Origin of the sequence: Gilliamella sp. (assembly GCF_024104075.1) — a bacterium.
Taxonomy (GTDB): Bacteria; Pseudomonadota; Gammaproteobacteria; order Enterobacterales; family Orbaceae; genus Gilliamella; species Gilliamella bombi.
On the sequence record NZ_JAGGHR010000019.1, the window covers coordinates 28,142 to 45,699 of the forward strand.

At 34.8% G+C, this 17,558-nt stretch carries 13 protein-coding genes; 7 read left to right on the forward strand and 6 right to left on the reverse strand.

Going from position 1 to position 17,558, the window contains the following annotated elements; genetic code table 11:
- Positions 1–199: 199 nt before the first annotated feature.
- From J6569_RS07345 to dapB, 5 genes are all read right to left on the reverse strand, one after another.
- Positions 200–4,015, reverse strand: coding sequence for a translocation/assembly module TamB domain-containing protein (locus tag J6569_RS07345; protein ID WP_296300701.1), 3,816 nt, complete (start codon positions 4,013–4,015; stop codon positions 200–202).
- 1 nt (position 4,016) lies between these two features.
- Positions 4,017–5,693, reverse strand: a complete 1,677-nt coding sequence (locus J6569_RS07350; RefSeq protein WP_065611030.1) for an autotransporter assembly complex family protein — start codon at positions 5,691–5,693, stop codon at positions 4,017–4,019.
- Between the two features lie 56 nt (positions 5,694–5,749).
- On the reverse strand, positions 5,750–6,289 hold the full coding sequence (gene hpt, locus J6569_RS07355; protein WP_085164198.1) for a hypoxanthine phosphoribosyltransferase: 540 nt from the start codon (positions 6,287–6,289) through the stop codon (positions 5,750–5,752).
- A 132-nt stretch (positions 6,290–6,421) separates the two neighbouring features.
- Positions 6,422–6,934: a tRNA adenosine(34) deaminase TadA gene (gene tadA, locus J6569_RS07360; protein WP_366941249.1), complete on the reverse strand. Its 513-nt coding sequence runs from the start codon at positions 6,932–6,934 to the stop codon at positions 6,422–6,424.
- The gene (dapB, locus tag J6569_RS07365) at positions 6,927–7,748 is read right to left on the reverse strand and encodes a 4-hydroxy-tetrahydrodipicolinate reductase (protein ID WP_296318151.1); all 822 of its coding nucleotides are present in this window, start codon (positions 7,746–7,748) and stop codon (positions 6,927–6,929) included. The genes tadA and dapB overlap by 8 nt, the downstream gene beginning before the upstream one ends.
- 135 nt (positions 7,749–7,883) lie before the next feature.
- Between dapB and J6569_RS07370 the strand changes: the two genes are divergently transcribed.
- Complete coding sequence (locus J6569_RS07370) at positions 7,884–9,080, forward strand: MFS transporter (RefSeq protein WP_296318152.1); 1,197 nt, start codon at positions 7,884–7,886, stop codon at positions 9,078–9,080.
- 41 nt (positions 9,081–9,121) lie between these two features.
- On the opposite strand, the gene J6569_RS07375 is transcribed toward J6569_RS07370, so the two are convergent.
- On the reverse strand, positions 9,122–9,733 hold the full coding sequence (locus tag J6569_RS07375) for an FKBP-type peptidyl-prolyl cis-trans isomerase (protein WP_174798047.1): 612 nt from the start codon (positions 9,731–9,733) through the stop codon (positions 9,122–9,124).
- A gap of 206 nt (positions 9,734–9,939) precedes the next feature.
- On the opposite strand from J6569_RS07375, the gene bamE reads away from it, so the two are divergent.
- The 6 genes from bamE (at position 9,940) to J6569_RS07405 (ending at position 16,870) form a co-directional block, all read left to right on the forward strand.
- Positions 9,940–10,356, forward strand: a complete 417-nt coding sequence (gene bamE / locus J6569_RS07380) for an outer membrane protein assembly factor BamE (protein ID WP_065574933.1) — start codon at positions 9,940–9,942, stop codon at positions 10,354–10,356.
- Positions 10,357–10,816: 460 nt separating this feature from the next.
- Entirely contained in the window at positions 10,817–12,448 is a 1,632-nt protein-coding gene (gene pyrG / locus J6569_RS07385) for a glutamine hydrolyzing CTP synthase (protein WP_065589161.1), read from the forward strand.
- 53 nt (positions 12,449–12,501) lie between these two features.
- Positions 12,502–13,803, forward strand: a complete 1,302-nt coding sequence (gene eno, locus J6569_RS07390) for a phosphopyruvate hydratase (RefSeq protein ID WP_065589160.1) — start codon at positions 12,502–12,504, stop codon at positions 13,801–13,803.
- 231 nt (positions 13,804–14,034) lie between these two features.
- Positions 14,035–14,979 (forward strand): VirK/YbjX family protein, encoded by a 945-nt coding sequence (locus J6569_RS07395; protein WP_174798048.1) that lies wholly within the window; start codon positions 14,035–14,037, stop codon positions 14,977–14,979.
- Positions 14,980–15,060: 81 nt separating this feature from the next.
- Complete coding sequence (locus J6569_RS07400) at positions 15,061–15,975, forward strand: lysine exporter LysO family protein (RefSeq protein WP_065589158.1); 915 nt, start codon at positions 15,061–15,063, stop codon at positions 15,973–15,975.
- A 40-nt stretch (positions 15,976–16,015) separates the two neighbouring features.
- The gene (locus tag J6569_RS07405) at positions 16,016–16,870 is read left to right on the forward strand and encodes a hypothetical protein (protein ID WP_296300694.1); all 855 of its coding nucleotides are present in this window, start codon (positions 16,016–16,018) and stop codon (positions 16,868–16,870) included.
- Positions 16,871–17,558: the final 688 nt, after the last annotated feature.

Genomic DNA, 17,558 nt, shown 5'->3' on the forward strand with positions numbered 1-17,558 from the left:
TCCATGTCAGACAGGAACAAATTATGTAATATCAAACAAAAACGAATGTTGATAGCACTTTTTTACCGTTGAAATGGCTAACCTTATATGCAGCTTAGTTAAAGCGTCAGTTAGCACGTTTTAGGCTAGGATGGTGTTAGCCTTTTACCCTATTGAGATTCTGCATAAGATAATGGGCATAGAGTCCTTTGGGGTAATGTTAAAAATCGAATTGATAAATCAGATCCAATGTTTGAGCTAAACTTGATGTTGCATCTAAATAGAGACTAGGCATTAGGCGATAACGTAAAGTAAAAGTGGCCAATGAATCAAATATACCTACACCATATTTAAGTTGTAAATTAGGTAATATGTAGCCACTAACCACAACTTTAGAGTTATTACCGGCACCTTGCGTATCAAGTGTTAGATTTTTAATACCAAATACATTACCAATATCGCCAATATATTTACCTGTTTTCGCTGTGCCAATACCAACCAGCAAAGCTGTCATCATATCGCTATCGCTTTGTTCTGTACTATCGAGTCCTTGTCCTCGGATTAAGTAGGAGAGTGCTTCTTGCTGTGACATGGCGGGATCTGAAAATACTTCAATTTTTGGCGATTCAGAAGATCCTGTAACACGGATTCCAGCCATAATATTACTATTTTCCATTGCTTCTGGATTACGAATTGCTTCTATATCGAGTGTAGCTTGATCAGCCGATCCTGAAAAAGTAATGATGCCTTTATGAATAATTAAATCTTGCCCATAAGCATGGAATCGACCTGTTGGAATCAAAACTTCACCATGCAAATCAAGTCCTTTATTGGTTTGTGCCGCAATTAAACTACCTTTAAGCGAAGCCTTTAGTCCAAAAGCATCGACAATAACGTTATCACCAATATCAATTTCAAGATGACTATTGATCTTAATGCCAAATTCCTGAGGCCTAATAGGTTTCCGATTTATATCGAGCATTACTTCATCTGGTGAGACATCAACACTTGATGCTGGTAGTGATTCAACTGTTATTTTTCCTTTTGGAATGCTAACTTTACCTAATAACGTTAATTCATCTTGTGTTACATTGATTTTAATATCTGGAACAATTGACATAACAATCATTGGTGGCACAGTAACTTCCATGGCAGCGCCATTAACAGCTAACGAGGCTTGCCATTTATCTATAGTATTCCAGCTGGCATTACCATTAATATTAACATTGCCAGCTTGAGTTGTTAAAACACCTTTTAATGTGGATGATTTACCATTGAAATTGAGGTCAAATTTAGCTGATTTAATATCAATTGGTAATTGGCTAGATTTGATTTCGCTATTTTGTAAGTTAATATTTCCTGTTAGCAATGGCTCATTTAATGAGCCAGAAAATTTAACGTTACCATTAATAGCCCCTTTAGCATAGTCTTTGCTATCTAATAATGGGTTAATAATTGCTAAAGCTAAGTGATCGATACTTAATTGACCACTTAATTTTTTTTGTTCAATTGGATCAGTAATAACAAGATTACCGTTTATTTTTCCTAATTTATTCAGACCAAATTTCCAATCCAATTTAGCCTGTTGTTCATTAAATTCAGCATCTATTTTGAAAACATCAAAAGGCAATAGTAACGATTGGGAGGTAACCATTTGTTGAATATAAACATCATAACTTGTTAAATTTGCTTTTATTAATGGTATTGTATTGTCATTATTAAATTGAATAGTTATTTTTCCATTTACATTACCAGTAAGTTTGGTTTCACCGTCATTTGGTATTGGTAGCCTAGATAGATTAATGTTTTTTAAGGTGATACTTGTATCGGTATTTTTAGCTAACAAAAATTGCTTATCAAGGCAAATGCTTGACTTTCCATTAATCCAGCAATGAGCATTAATTGCTGGGATTTGATTATTAACATCATAAGATAAGTCAACAGATTTAGCTAATTGCCAACTGTTATTTTTGTTTAAATTGAGTAGCGCACCTGAAATGGTTCCGTTCCACTTTGTGCGTTCTTTATCAAGTTTTCCTGTTAACGATGTTTTTAGTGATGCAGGTTCACCATCAATATTAACGGTTAATATATGTTGGCTTTCACTTCCAGTTAAATCTACATTTAATTTTTTTATAGTTTGGCTTGAAAGTTCTATTGATTGCCCAGTGAGTTTAATGTTGCCACTGGCCTGTTCTTTATACTCAACTTTACCGGTAAGATTAGCTTTAGCTACTTTGATAGTATTAAAAGACAGTGAATTAATGGCTAAATTAGTATCTATAATTGCATTATCATGTGTGCGATTAAGTTTTATATTACCCACAATTGAACCTTGCATATCATCAACTATTAACGATAATGATTCGAGATTTAGCTTAGCCAGTAAGTTGCCTTTTTCAGCTGAACCATTTAAATCGATCTGATTTTTACCCCAATTAATTACAAAATTATTTGCAGTGGCTAAGTTTTCAGAATCAACATATACGTTACCAGATGCTAAAAAATTAGCATGGTTAATATTACCTTTTAGTTGTAGATTGGAAAAATCAAACGCCCATTTATCTTTGTCTAGTACGCCTGTAGTTTTAAATTGACCATTTAATCGAATCGGATAGTTAGGTAGTTCTTTGTACATATCAACATTATTTAGTTTTATGTTGATATCCCATTGTAATGCTTGTGGCCAACTTATATTTCCATCTATATTAATTTCACCTTGAGGTAATTTAATGATTCCATGATCAATGCTTGCCTCTTGATTAGTTCCTTTGCCAGCAATATCAAACGAAGTATTAATTAATTCTTTCCCTTGAATAATACCTTTGGCCGACATTTGAAACTGCTGTACATTACCATTTATTGATGTGGAAAAATCATTTAATTGATATTGTGCTTGTCCTTCAATTGGCCATTGAATATGCTTACCTTCAATTTGAGTGATTATAGGTAAGTATTTTTCAATAAAATTGATGTGTCCACTCATCACCATTTGATTCGAACCATCAAGGTTTATATTGGTTAATAACTCACCAAGCAATTTACCAGAAAACTGTGCTTCCAATCGGTTTTGTTCAGTATCTGCTTTTATTAAAGCTAATATAGGCCAGTTATCGTGTAATGTGATTTCGCCTGAAAGTGAAACATGTCCGCTAGCATAGGGAGTTATAGCATCTGTATCTAATTGTTTTATAATAATACGGCTATTAACAATATTGGTTTGAATTGTAACGTTATCAAAAAGGTAATCATGCTCCCCCATATGTAATAGCCAGTTTGTCCCTCTTAAACTAGTTACATTAATATCTAATGGAATATTAACTTGAGGCAATGATTCAATCAGTGGTTGATTAAAAAGTTGGGCGATTTTTTCATTAAGTGCGATATCTGTATCGGACGTTTTTACTGGTACATTTGCTGCTTTATTATCTGTAAAAATAGCATTCAACCCTGTAGCAACAGCAGGATAAACATGAATCTGATTATTAACCCATGTGGCTTTACCCGTGAAGTCAGACATTCCAAATTGCATATCATCAACAGTGACTTTTACATTAGTAAGGTGTGTGCTGTTAAGCTCTATAGGTAATGGAGTTTTGAGAACAAAATGTTGCTCTGCGGTGGTAGTATCAATAGTAGTTTCACTTGGTGAACTTTCGATTTCTTTAGTGTTAATTGAAACATTTACACCATTGGCATTGAATTGATTGATGCAGACTTCAGTCTTTAATAAACAAAGTCCTGTGAGTGAAAATGAAGCATCATTAACTTGAACATTAATACCCGGTAATTCAAGCGAAAGTCCTTGTATATGCAAATCATGAAAGGTGCCTTCAACTTGAGTTATTTTTAACTCAGGTAGAAATTTATTTAAAACATAGGTGGTTAGTTTTACACCAAGACTGGTGTATATAAACAAAATAACAAAAACAATTAGAAAGGCGATAACAGATAAAATAGCGATGCTTCGCTTTTTCCATTTACGTATCCGCTTTAATTTTTTTACTTTTTTAATTCTAGCTGAATATTTAGTCATATTATAATTCGCTTCCTAGGCCAATGTATAGGTGAATTGAACCTGTATCTTTGTTAAGTGGTGTTGCTAAATCGACCTTTATTGGCCCAACCGGAGAAGCCCAACGAATGCCAAAACCAGTTCCTGTATAAAATTTAGTTTTATCAACTTTATCTATAGCTTCACCTGTATCTACAAATGCAGCTCCCCACCATGATCCAGATAAATTATATTGATATTCAAGTGAACCAGTGATGAGTTTAGAAGCTCCTTTTAATTTACCTTTTTTATCCTTAGGCGAAATAGACTGATAACTGTAACCTCGAATACTGCGTTCACCACCAGCAAAAAATCTAAATGATGGTGGAACACGGTCAAAATTGCTCGCTTGTATAATGCCAAAATTGCCACGAGCTATAAATCGATGCGATTTTTTTAAGGAGCGAATCCAAGTTTGTTGTGCTTGAAATCGCACTAGATTAATATCTGAACCTAATACTTCTCCAGCTGATTCAACAGAATAACGTTGTGAATCGCCCCACATTGCTAATAAATTACCATCAGAACGGATTCTTGATATGCTAAGCGATGGGTAATACAAGAATGTTTTAAAACTTGAATCACCTTGGGTAAAGTCATCATTTAACACATTTAACCCTAATGCAGTTTGCCATCCATAAAAATTATCCCAATTACGTAAAGCCCCGAACGTATAAGAACGTGAGTAGGTATCATTATTATCTATCTTTTTATAACCACCTTGGATAGTGTAATATTGCTCTAAAGGTGATTTTTTTAAAGGGATTTTGTAACTCATGGTCACCAATTGTTCTGGCGAAGATAGTGATAAGTTACTTTGAAAACTTTGCCCTCGACTATTGATCCAAGGTTTATTCCAACCAATCTTACCATGCACGCCGTTATCTGTTGAAAAGCCCAACCCTAAGTCCATATTATTTTTTTTTCGGGGTGAGGTTTCTACATCAATGGGAAGAACTCTATCTTCGGTTAGATGAGGAAAATCTGGGACAACAACCACTGAATTAAACCAGTTTGTAGAAGTAAGGCGTCTATTTAATAATGATAATTGTTCAGCTGTATATTCCTCACCGTCTTTAAATGGCACAATATTAGCTAAATAGTCATCACGAATTTTGGCATTATGAAAAGTAACTTTACCAAATCGATATCGCCTACCTGTTGTATAATCAATATTCCAAAAGGCTTGATGATCAGACATAGATACAGCTAATTGATGTTTAGGCATATTGGCATCAAAGTAACCTTTTTTTAGTGATAAATTTTGCAGGCTTTTCTTAAATGATTCATAAATACCATGATTTAACACATCGCCAATTTTTGGTAAGTTGTTTTTAAGTAAATATTGAAAATCAGGATCTTGTTTCCCCTCACCAGTAATATTAATATTAAGCTGCTCAACTAATACGGGGTCGCCAGGTGAAACGTTAACAACAAGAACTTTTGGGTTTTGTGCGTTATATTCAAAGCTAGGAGAGTAGTAACCCAATGCACGTAATGCTTTTTTTGTTTCGCTTTCAAAATAACGCTTAAAATTTGGAGTATCACTAACTTTGTCAGGTGTAATTAATGAAGTTCGTGCCTCAACATTATCTGCAAGATCGCCTTTTAATCCCTTAATGGATAACTTCATGTCAGCATAACTTGTCGTAGCTGTCATAACTAAAAGTAAACCTAATGAACAGGAGAATCGAGACACATATACCTCGTATAATATTAAGATTCAAGTAAAGTTACATGACCGATAAAAGGTAAGTGACGATAGTGCTGAGCATAGTCAATACCATAACCCACAACAAATTCATCAGGAATTGAAAATCCGATATATTTAACTGGAACGTTTACTTCACGGCGAGAGGGTTTGTCTAATAGCGTACAAATTTCAATACTGCGTGGATGGCGCAATTCTAAAATAGCCATGACTTTGCTAAGAGTATTACCTGTATCTATAATATCTTCGATAATTAATACATCTTTATCACGGATATCCTCATCTAAGTCCTTTAAGATTTTAACGTCACGGTTACTAATAACAGCATTACCATAGCTTGATGCTGTCATAAAATCAACCTCGTGCCCGACAGTAATTGCTCGACTCAAATCGGCCATAAAAATAAAAGAGCCACGTAAAAGTCCAACTAAAATAAGTTCATTTTGGCTATGTTGATAATCTTGACTTATTTGTTGGCCTAGCTCAATTACACGTTTTTGGATATCATCAGTAGATATCATCATTTCTAATGTGTGTTTTTTCATTAATAATGCTCAAATTAAATTTTTAAAAAATTAAATGAGATTCTAGCAATTTTCCTTGGTAAAAAGAATAAGCGCCCCCATTTTTTATTAAACTAACATAGGAACAGATTGTTGTATTTTATACTTAAACGCCTAGTTACCTGAAACTTTTTGACAGCCATTCTTGACCAATTTTTTTTGTAAGCGACGTTTTTTAAAAAAGTTGCTCAAAACAGTACTACACTCGTTAGTTAATACTCCGCTAGTCACTTCTGCAAAATGGTTAATACCTTGGTAAGCAAGAACATCAATAAAAGAACCTGCTGCGCCAGTTTTATAATCTTTAGCACCATATACTACACGTTTAATACGACTGTGTATAATGGCTCCAGCACACATAATGCAAGGCTCAAGTGTGGTATACAGGGTCGTATTAATCAAACGATAGTTATTCAAATATTTACCTGCTTGTTCAATAGCCATCATTTCAGCGTGCGCAGTGGGATTATGCGTGCTGATGGGTTGATTAAAACCTTCGCCAATAATTTGATTATTTTCATCAACAATTACAGCACCGACAGGGATTTCTCCAAGCAACTCGGCGCGTTTAGCAAGCACTAGTGCATGTTGCATCCAAATTTCATCTGACATTTTCAAATTACAAATTATTTAGATTTAAAACATCGCGCATGTCGTATAAACCAACGGGTTGTTTGGCAAGCCAGAGCGAGGCTCGAACAGCGCCATTAGCGAATGTCATGCGGCTAGATGCTTTATGACTAATTTCAACGCGCTCACCAATATCAGCAAAGATAGCAGTATGTTCTCCTACTATGTCTCCAGCTCGGATAGTGGCAAAGCCGATAGCGCCTTGTGGTCTTTCCCCTGTATGACCTTCACGGCAGTAAACTGCACGATCTTTTAAGTTGCAATCAAGTGCATCTGCAATGGCTTCACCCATAGCTAATGCTGTACCAGACGGCGCATCAACCTTGTGACGGTGATGAGCTTCAATAATTTCGATATCGGTATAATTGCCCATAATTTTAGTGGCTTTTTCTAATAATTTTAGCACTAAGTTAACGCCGACACTAAAGTTTGCGGCAAAAACAATGGCAATATTTTTAGCTGCATCAGCAATAGCTTGTTTACCTGCATCATCAAAACCAGTTGTGCCAATGATTATCATTTTTTTATTTTCAACACAAAAAGTTAAGTGGGCGAGTGTACCTTCAGGTCGCGTAAAATCGATCAATACGTCAAATTGATCTTTAGCTTGTTCTAGATTATCGGTGACTTTAATGCCACAAATACCGATCCCTGCAAGCTCACCTGCATCACTACCAATTAGTGAGGAACCTGCTCGTTCAAATGCTGCTCCTAAGGTAACCCCTTTGATTTGCGAAACAGCTTGGATAAGTTGCCGTCCCATTTTGCCACCAGCGCCTGCGATCGCGATACGAACCATATTTGTTGACATATAACTTTCCTTAACTTTTTGTGAATATAGATAAATAAATATTATAGCGGAAAATAAATAACTTATACACATCGACTAAACTTAAATGCTAGAATTTTTGAACCGTTTTCTATAAAAAATAATCAGGAGTTTATTATGCGATCTCCGTGGTATTTTGGTTGGAATATTGTTATTGCGGCCTCCTTTCTAACTTTACTTTCTAGTGGATTAAGAATGAGTATGGGAGTTTTTTTTCTTCCCATTGCAAATGATCTTAATTTTAGTCGTAGCATTCTTTCTGGAATTATTGCTATAGGTATGCTTTTCTCTGGAATTGCTATGCCAATAGCGGGATATTTAGTCGGTAAATATGGTACTCGTTTTGTCCTAATATTAGGTTCCATCATTATTATTATTTCTACTGTTTGGTCAGCTAACTCAGCTGATTATTGGAACTTTTTTCTATCTTTTGGTGTTGCGTTATCTTTTGGTACTTCCTTTGTTGGTTCTGTCAGTTTTACGCCCATTGTGGCACGTTGGTTTATCAAGCGTAGAGGGTTGGCTTTATTTATTTTATCAACAGGAAGTATGGCAGGTATTGCTGTAATGTTACCTGTTTTTGCTTTCTTTATTCCTATTTATGGATGGCAAACAACGCTAATTTCGTTTGCTGTGATTTTTATGATTATCGCTTTGCCTATTGCTTTGTTTATTATGAAAGATAATCAATCGGAGATCGAAGTCTCTGGTATAGAGCCTGTTATCAATCAAAAAATAGAGCCTAGTATCAAACTTATAGATGTGTTAAAAACACGTCCATTTTGGCAACTGAGTTTTGGGCTTTTTACCTGTGGCTTCAGTATGAATTTATTAGGAACACATGGAGTCCCAATGCTTACCGATCATGGATTTGACCCTATCATTAGTTCTAATGGTATTGGTTTGATTGGTTTAGTCGCTATTTTTAGTACCTTAGTTTTGGGTTATTTATCTGATATAGTGCAACGAAAAAACATTTTAATGATGGTCTATTTAATACGAGGTTTAGGTTTTATTGCTCTTGTTTTAGCATCAACTAAATGGCAGCTTTTTACTATTGCAGCAGTGGGTGGTTTGGTTTGGGCTGGTGCTTTGTCGATGTCTGGAGCCATTACCGCTGATATTTATGGTGTAAAAATTGTGGGACTACTTTCAGGATTAACCTATTTGGGACATCAAATTGGTGCGATGATTGGTTCATGGTTAGGTGGATGGGCTTATGATCATTTACACACTCATTTAGTTGCGTTTGGTACGGCGAGTATTTTATTGTTACTGGCGGCATTTAGTGCTTATCATCTTCCTAAACGATAATCGTTCAAAACAAATGGACGCCAAGTAGCGTCCACTCTTGCTTATAAAACTTTTAGTAATTCAACATCAAAAATTAATGCACTGTATGGTGGAATTGATGCGCCAGCACCTTGAGCACCATAAGCTAATTCTTGAGGAATATATAAACGCCATTTTGAACCTTCAGGCATAAGTTGTAGCGCTTCAACCCAGCCTTTAATCACACCATTGACTGGAAACTCAGCAGGTTGTCCACGTTCAACAGAACTATCAAATACTGTGCCATCAATTAGTTGCCCTGTATAATGAACTTGCACGCGATCGGTTGCTTTCGGTAAATCGCCATCGCCTTGTTTGATGATTTCGTATTGTAAACCTGATTCAGTCGATTTAATGCCATCTTTTGTAATGTTTTCTGCTAGAAAATCTTTACCTGCTTGAGCAATTTTTTCTGCTTGTTTGGCCTTCTCTTTGGTTGCTTGTTCATGCACATGGCGTAATGCTTCATGTAATTCTTGTAAAGGTAGAGCAGGTTGATTACCCGATAATACATCTTCCATTGCTAGTTTTAATGCGTTGAGTTCTAAATTATTTAAGCCAGATTCTTTTAGTTGTTGTCCTATTTGCAAACCGATAGCATAACTTGCTTTTTGATCTATAGTTTCTAGTTTCATTTTGTACCTTTGATGTTTAAAAATAGTGTCTATTATGACAGTATTAAGTTGGTTGATACAAGAATAAAAGTCAAGTGATAATTTATGTTAGGACCTACTGATATCAGAATCATTATCTAACTGTAGAAGAATTTATTAATTTGGCTAGCACTTATGAAAAATATCAGCGATAATATATATCATTATTTTTTTATGGATAAAGTTAGATGCTGTTTCGTAAGTTTACCTCTTTTACAATTGTAGCGAGTGTTTTATTAACTGGTTGTTCGGTTGTTGATCGTTGGGTATATCGACCTGATATTAACCAAGGTAATTATGTAACACCAGATGCTATAGACCTATTACAAGTTGGTCAAAATAAAGAACAGGTTGTATTTATTATGGGGTCACCAATGTTAACTTCTGTCTTTGGTGATCGTGTTTGGTATTATGTTTTCCGTCAACAACCGCAGCATGGCGCTGTTAGTCAAAGAACCTATGTTGTCTATTTTGATGAAATGGGTATTGTAAAGGATATCAAAACTTCAGAGCTAGCAGGTTCTAAATCATTAGAAGAAATGAATAAACAAGGTATATCAGATCCAATTGATACAAAATCTGATGATGATACTCCTGAATCTTAATTAAAATATAAAATAAAAGCCTCATTTAAAAAATGAGGTTTTTATTTTGGTTTAGCTACGGCTATTGATCTTTTGTATTAATTATAAGCTTATTTATACATTTTTAGCTACATCATACAACTGCCAATGTGACCATACTAATATAAATTCTCGACAACTTATTGTTACGATTGCTATACCTAAATAATGTTTTATCTTATTTGTTGACGAGGATCATTATACTCATCTTAAATATTTAGAATTTGCTACTGTAGATTTACAATCAGGTTATTTTAATCATGAGTTGTAAACAACTCGGTATTTTCCTGCAACTTATCAGTTAAAATTAATTATTCAATTGTGGGACAAGGCAGATTCTGTTATACTGCATTCCCGTCTGATTCTTATTTGTTATATTGGTTTTTATGCTTTAAAAATCGATACAACATTGTTCTTATAAATTAATAATGGTCTGGTATTAATGGTCACGAATTATATTTTTGTTACAGGCGGTGTCGTTTCTTCCCTTGGTAAAGGCATTGCCGCAGCATCACTTGCTGCAATCTTAGAAGCCCGCAATTTAAATGTCACCATGCTCAAACTTGATCCCTATATTAATGTCGATCCGGGCACAATGAGTCCTATTCAACATGGTGAAGTGTTTGTGACTGAAGATGGTGCAGAAACCGATCTTGATTTAGGTCATTATGAACGTTTTATTCGCACTAAAATGACGCGAAAAAATAACTTCACTACAGGGCGCATTTATTCTGATGTGTTACGAAAAGAACGACGTGGTGATTATTTAGGGGCTACAGTTCAAGTTATTCCTCATATCACTAATGCAATTAAATCACGTGTAATTGATGGAGCAAAGGGGTTTGATGTCGCAATTGTTGAAATTGGTGGTACTGTTGGTGATATTGAATCACTTCCGTTTTTAGAAGCGATTCGTCAATTAGCGGTTGATGTTGGTCGTGAACACACATTATTTATGCACTTAACCTTAGTACCTTATTTGGCCTCTGCAGGTGAAGTCAAAACCAAACCTACGCAACATTCAGTAAAAGAGTTGCTATCAATTGGTATTCAACCCGATGTGTTAATTTGCCGTTCCGATCGCATTATTCCTGCTCATGAACGAGCTAAAATTGCACTATTTTGTAACGTGCCTGAACGTGCAGTGATTTCACTTAAAGATGTCGATTCTATTTATAAAATTCCGGCATTATTAAAATCACAAAACTTAGATACTTTTGTTTGTAAACGTTTCAATCTTGATTGTAAAGAGGCCGATCTTTCTCAATGGGAACAAGTCATTTATGAAGAAGCGAACCCAGTTGGTGAAGTGACTATTGGTATGGTGGGTAAATATATTGCTTTACCCGATGCCTATAAATCAGTGAATGAAGCATTAAAACACGGTGGATTAAAAAATCGTTTAACGGTGAATATCCGTTATATTGATTCAGAAGATCTTGAGTCACGTGGTACTGATTTACTAGAAGGTTTAGATGCTATCTTAATTCCTGGTGGATTTGGTTATCGTGGTGTTGAAGGCAAAATTATGGCCGCTCGCTATGCACGTGAAAACAAGATCCCGTACTTAGGTATTTGCCTTGGTTTACAAGTGGCTATGATCGAATATGCGCGTAATGTTGCGGGTATTAAAGATGCTAACTCAACCGAATTTGTTAAAGATTGTGCAAACCCAATCATTGCTTTAATCACAGAATGGAGCGATGAATCGGGCAATGTAGTACAGCGTAACGAAAACAGTGATTTAGGCGGCACAATGCGTTTAGGTTCACAAATTTGCCATTTAGAGCCAAATTCATTAGTATACGATATGTATAAAAACGAATCTATTACCGAGCGTCATCGACATCGTTATGAAGTAAATAATAATTTATTACCTGAAGTGGTTAAAGCTGGGTTAAAGGTCACCGGTCTTTCAACGGATAGAAAGTTGGTTGAGATTATCGAAATCCCAGATCATCCATGGTTTGTTGCGTGTCAGTTCCATCCAGAATTCACATCAACACCACGAGATGGACATCCACTATTTAGTAGTTTTATAAAAGCTGCCAAAGCTTATCAAGAGCAGCAATAAAAATAGTTTTAAATTAACATTTGTAATATATCTGTCATATAGAGGAAAATAACATGGCAAAAATCGTTAAAGTACATGGTCGTGAAGTGATCGACTCTCGTGGTAATCCAACAGTTGAAGCCGAAGTTCATTTAGAAGGTGGTTTTGTTGGTCTTGCAATCGTGCCATCTGGTGCGTCAACTGGCTCACGTGAAGCGTTAGAACTTCGTGATGGTGACAAATCTCGCTTTTTAGGTAAAGGCGTATTAAAAGCGGTTGAAAACGTTAACGGCCCAATTGCTAAAGCTGTAGTGGGTAAAGATGCGTTAGATCAAGCCGCTGTCGACCAAGCTATGCTTGACTTAGATGGAACTGATTTTAAATCTAATTTAGGTGCTAACTCAATTCTTGCTGTATCTTTAGCAACGGCTAAAGCAGCTGCAGCAGCTAAAGGTGTTCCTCTTTATCAGCACATAGCTGATCTTAACGGCACTCCAGGTCAATATTCAATGCCATTACCAATGATGAACATCATCAACGGTGGTGAGCACGCTGATAACAACATTGATTTACAAGAATTCATGATCCAACCAGTTGGTGCTAAAACAGTTCGGGAAGCAATCCGCATGGGTTCTGAAGTATTCCACAACTTAGCAAAAGTATTACACGCTAAAGGTATGAATACTGCAGTTGGTGATGAAGGTGGTTTTGCTCCTAATTTAGGTTCAAATGCTGAAGCATTAGCATGTATTAAAGAAGCGGTAGAAAAAGCAGGTTATGTTTTAGGTAAAGACATCACGTTAGCGATGGACTGTGCGGCTTCTGAATTCTATAACAAAGAAACTGGTAAGTATGTATTGAAAGGTGAAGGTAACAAAGAATTCACTGCTCAAGAATTTACTCATTACTTAGAAGGTTTAACTAATGAATATCCAATCGTATCAATCGAAGACGGTTTAGATGAAAGCGATTGGGAAGGTTGGGCTTACCAAACTAAAGCATTAGGTCACAAAATTCAATTGGTGGGTGATGATCTATTTGTAACTAATACTAAAATCTTTAAACAAGGTATTGAAAAAGGTATCGCTAACTCTATCTTAGTTAAAGTAAACCAAATCGGTACATTAACTGAGTCTATCGCTGCGGTTAAAATGGCGAAAGATGCGGGTTATACTGCAGTTATTTCTCACCGTAGTGGTGAAACTGAAGATTCAACAATTGCTGATTTAGCAGTAGGTTTAGCGGCTGGTCAAATTAAAACTGGTTCAATGAGCCGTTCGGACCGTGTTGCTAAATACAACCAATTAATCCGTATTGAAGAAGCTTTAGGTTCAAAAGCACCATTCAACGGTTTAAAAGAAGTTAAAGGCCAATAATTCTTTTTGATAAAAGACGTTATTGCTTAAAAAACGGTGACTAGTTCACCGTTTTTTATTTTCAAATAATTTAAACCTACTTAATGTAGGAATAGTTGCACCGATTAAGGTTGTGTTGTACTCTTAACATTTGATTTTTTTAAGGCTTATTAATAATCAAATATGTATTGATTAATTTAGTGTTCTTATAATAGATAAAATAACTAACTAACTCAATTTAAAGTTCTACTTATGAATAATATTACGAATATGTCTCAGCCAAAAAGTAAATGGCAACTTTTTAACTGGCTTTATACTGGTAAATTACCATTAAACGAATTATGGCTTAATCCGACTTATCGTTATAAGTTTTTTTTTAGAACCTTGTTTTTAAGTCCAATCACCTTAAAATGGCTTGATAAACTAAGGCAGTACCCATTACTCGGCGATTATTTTTCGTGCCAAACAAATTTGCCATGCAAATTACAGCGTCCTTATTTAGCTTCTTGCTTGAGTCAAAAAGCCCGTTATGACGCTTTGGCGTATCACTATGATTTTTTAGCTAAACAACCTGAAAGCGTAAGCAAGGCCTTTTATAATCCGCAATTGCCTTTTGTATTGGCGGATGTAACAGTTAAAAATGAACAAAACATTCAAATAGCAGTGCAAGCCCGTAATAAATTTGCAAGAGAAGGCGAAATCAGCCTTTATTTTTATGATAGTGATGGCATCGACTTAGCCACTTTAACATTTTCAATCGTAGAATATCAAGGTAAGCCAACGCTATTTATTGCAGGATTACAAGGCACAGGACATAATGATGCGCGTACTCGTGTACAAAAAGCGACTAAAGCCTGCTATGGGTTATTCCCTAAACGTGTTGTAGTTGAAGCTGTATTAACTGTTGCTCGTTATTATCAGTTAACTCAAATTGTTGCTGTGGGCAATAAAACACATATATATAACAATTGGCGCTATAATAGCCGCCAAGAGCGCATTTTATCTGATTATGACGATTTTTGGTTAACTCTTGATAGCAAACAAGATGCCAATGGTTTATTTATATTACCAAACCAAATTAATCGAAAATCCATTGAAGAAATCGCCAGTAAAAAACGTTCAGAATATCGAAATCGTTATGCTTTATTGGATCAGCTTCAACTTAATATTGAGCAAAAATTAGCATCATTGACTTAATGATTAGCAGTAACATGTTTAAAACATAGGTTTGATCCAATTATTTAAAAATAAAAATCAGGAATAGTTAAGGAATAAAATATGTATTTTGGTATTCTTATTGCGTTAGTGCCATTGTTTATTGGTTATTTAATTAAGATTAAAAATGATAATTTGATGACCAAGATTAACCAAACATTGAGTTGGATGGTTTACCTTATTTTATTCATTATGGGATCTGAACTTGCACATTTAGATAACTTAACTACAAATTTACAAATGATTTTATGTTATACCGGTGTTCTTTTTATTTGTACATTTGGGGGTAATTTTGTTGTTTTAATTATTTTTGATTATTTTCTTTCTACCAAGGCATATAAAACAGATCAAACTTACGAATCACGTTTTAAAATGATTTTTGAGTCATTGCGTGTTTGTATTGCATTAATTGTTGGGTTTATTTGCGGATTATTTCCATTATTTATTTGGCAATATTCAGAAAGTACCACGCAAGTTGTATTGGTTTTTTTATTGTTTTTAGTCGGTATTCAATTGCGCAGTAATAATATTTCAATTAAGCACATTCTGCTCAATAAAATAGGCATAATTACAACGCTAGTAGTTACGATAAGTGCATTTTTGGGGGGCATTGTTGCGTCATTTGTTTTAGATTTGCCCGCACGAGTTGGTCTTGCTATGTCATCGGGTTTTGGTTGGTATTCGTTATCGGGTATTTTAATGACAGAAGCCCATGGTCCAGTTATTGGTAGTGCTACGTTTTTAAATGATATTCTGCGTGAATTATGCGCAATTATCTTAATCCCAACACTAATTAAACGCTACCAATTAACCACATTAGGTCTGTGTGGTGCAACATCAATGGATTTTACACTCCCCATGCTGCAAAAAGGTGGTGGGATAGCCATAGTGCCTGCGGCTATTGCGCAAGGTTTTTTATTGACACTTATAATGCCGATATTTATTACGTTATTTAACTATGGAGGGTTTGGGTTTTAGCTTAAAAAAACAAAGCCTACTTAAACGGAGTAAAAAGGTAATGGGAAAGTATAGTTTATTAAAAGGTAAAGTAAGACGTTTAAAAATATTGAAAGTAGATCAAGAAAAGGATCACAATAAAAAAACAGAAGACTGTGGTTTTATTGAGTCAATTTTGGGGCTATTTATTATCGAGATGATCGGTGGATTTATTCTAATAACTGCAGCTATATGTAAGTTTGTTTATGAATTCATGCTTAGTTTATTTACTTTTGGGTTACTACAAACCAAGCTATTGAAAGGCACACCATTTGTTTGTTATATCGGTAATGTCAAAGTCAAAGGTAAGTTAGAAAATGTCGCTTTTAAAAATGGTGATTACGTCGAAATGGTTGTCAAACAAATTGATAAGAACAAATATCAAGCTTATGCCGTCCGCTTTCCTAAATACCATGCTTTATTTTTCCCTAAAGGAGTTGGTCTTTCGACGTTGCAATTGCTGAAGTATTGTATGATTGGTGTTGGATCGATAATATTATGTACCGATGGTTTTATTTTCATTAGCGTATTATTCAATCATGAGTGGGATTCTTTAGAAGTGATAGAAATTACCAAAACAAACTGTATTGGCTTTGTTGCTTTTGTGTTCTTTTTTTTCTTCGTTTTTGGTGGGAGGTTAACTTTTATTTGTAACCGCATTTATGCCACTTTAGGTTATCCAAAACCATGGTTACACAACAGTTGGTATGAAGAATTCTTGTTTTTCAAAATGAATCGTCGTCGGGATCCTGAGCTATTTAATGATCCTCAAACGTCAGAATTTCAAAAAATTAGAAATAAAGATATACAGCCTTCAGCTAATTATTACTGTCGAACACCTATTATACCAAGTTGGGTAAATATTATGGATGAATGATAATTTATAAATTTGATGAACTAAATCTGACTGCAGGTTTAGTGAAATTTTAATTCATATAATGGTGTGCGCACATGTTTGAAGAAGTCTTAATTACCAAACGGTATAGAATCCTGAATATTTTTTACAAAAATATAATCTAAATTAGGTAAATGCTCATATTGAGTACTCAATTCACAAAAAATTATGCTGTTTGTTTCATGTTTTATATACAATGGTAGTCATGCTATTTAGACTCAAGAGATCGAGATCATTTAGTATTATATATGGTTTGATGGCTAACTATAAAATATCTAGTCAAATCAGTGATGGTTATTTTCTATGATATATGCGCAATATTGCTTGTTGTTGATAAGGTGTTAATTTTGTTTTTATGTCTATTGATTACAGTATTTTCTCAAATTACTATAAACAACGTGAGTAATTCCTACAGTTATGAGTTTTTATACGCTTAACAAAACTTTACAAAAAAGTAGATGAAAAATAAAGTTTTTATTCTAAAATAGAGTAGCATAGTTATATACTATTTTATGTTAAAATTACTAAAAACAACATTAACTGTTTATTTTATAACAATAAATTTAAGAAAATAAGTATGAGGAATAATAAAATTATGATAAAATATGGACTTAATCGGGCATCGGGCATCGGGCATCGGGCATCGGGCATCGGGCATCGGGCATCGGGC

Coding starts and splice junctions, on each gene's coding strand:
- J6569_RS07345 (WP_296300701.1), bottom strand. CDS start 4,015: ATGACTAAATATTCAGCTAGAATTAAAAAAGTAAAAAAATTAAAGCGG.
- J6569_RS07350 (WP_065611030.1), bottom strand. CDS start 5,693: ATGACAGCTACGACAAGTTATGCTGACATGAAGTTATCCATTAAGGGA.
- hpt (WP_085164198.1), bottom strand. CDS start 6,289: ATGAAAAAACACACATTAGAAATGATGATATCTACTGATGATATCCAA.
- dapB (WP_296318151.1), bottom strand. CDS start 7,748: ATGTCAACAAATATGGTTCGTATCGCGATCGCAGGCGCTGGTGGCAAA.
- J6569_RS07370 (WP_296318152.1), top strand. CDS start 7,884: ATGCGATCTCCGTGGTATTTTGGTTGGAATATTGTTATTGCGGCCTCC.
- J6569_RS07375 (WP_174798047.1), bottom strand. CDS start 9,733: ATGAAACTAGAAACTATAGATCAAAAAGCAAGTTATGCTATCGGTTTG.
- bamE (WP_065574933.1), top strand. CDS start 9,940: ATGCTGTTTCGTAAGTTTACCTCTTTTACAATTGTAGCGAGTGTTTTA.
- pyrG (WP_065589161.1), top strand. CDS start 10,817: ATGGTCACGAATTATATTTTTGTTACAGGCGGTGTCGTTTCTTCCCTT.
- eno (WP_065589160.1), top strand. CDS start 12,502: ATGGCAAAAATCGTTAAAGTACATGGTCGTGAAGTGATCGACTCTCGT.
- J6569_RS07395 (WP_174798048.1), top strand. CDS start 14,035: ATGAATAATATTACGAATATGTCTCAGCCAAAAAGTAAATGGCAACTT.
- J6569_RS07400 (WP_065589158.1), top strand. CDS start 15,061: ATGTATTTTGGTATTCTTATTGCGTTAGTGCCATTGTTTATTGGTTAT.
- J6569_RS07405 (WP_296300694.1), top strand. CDS start 16,016: ATGGGAAAGTATAGTTTATTAAAAGGTAAAGTAAGACGTTTAAAAATA.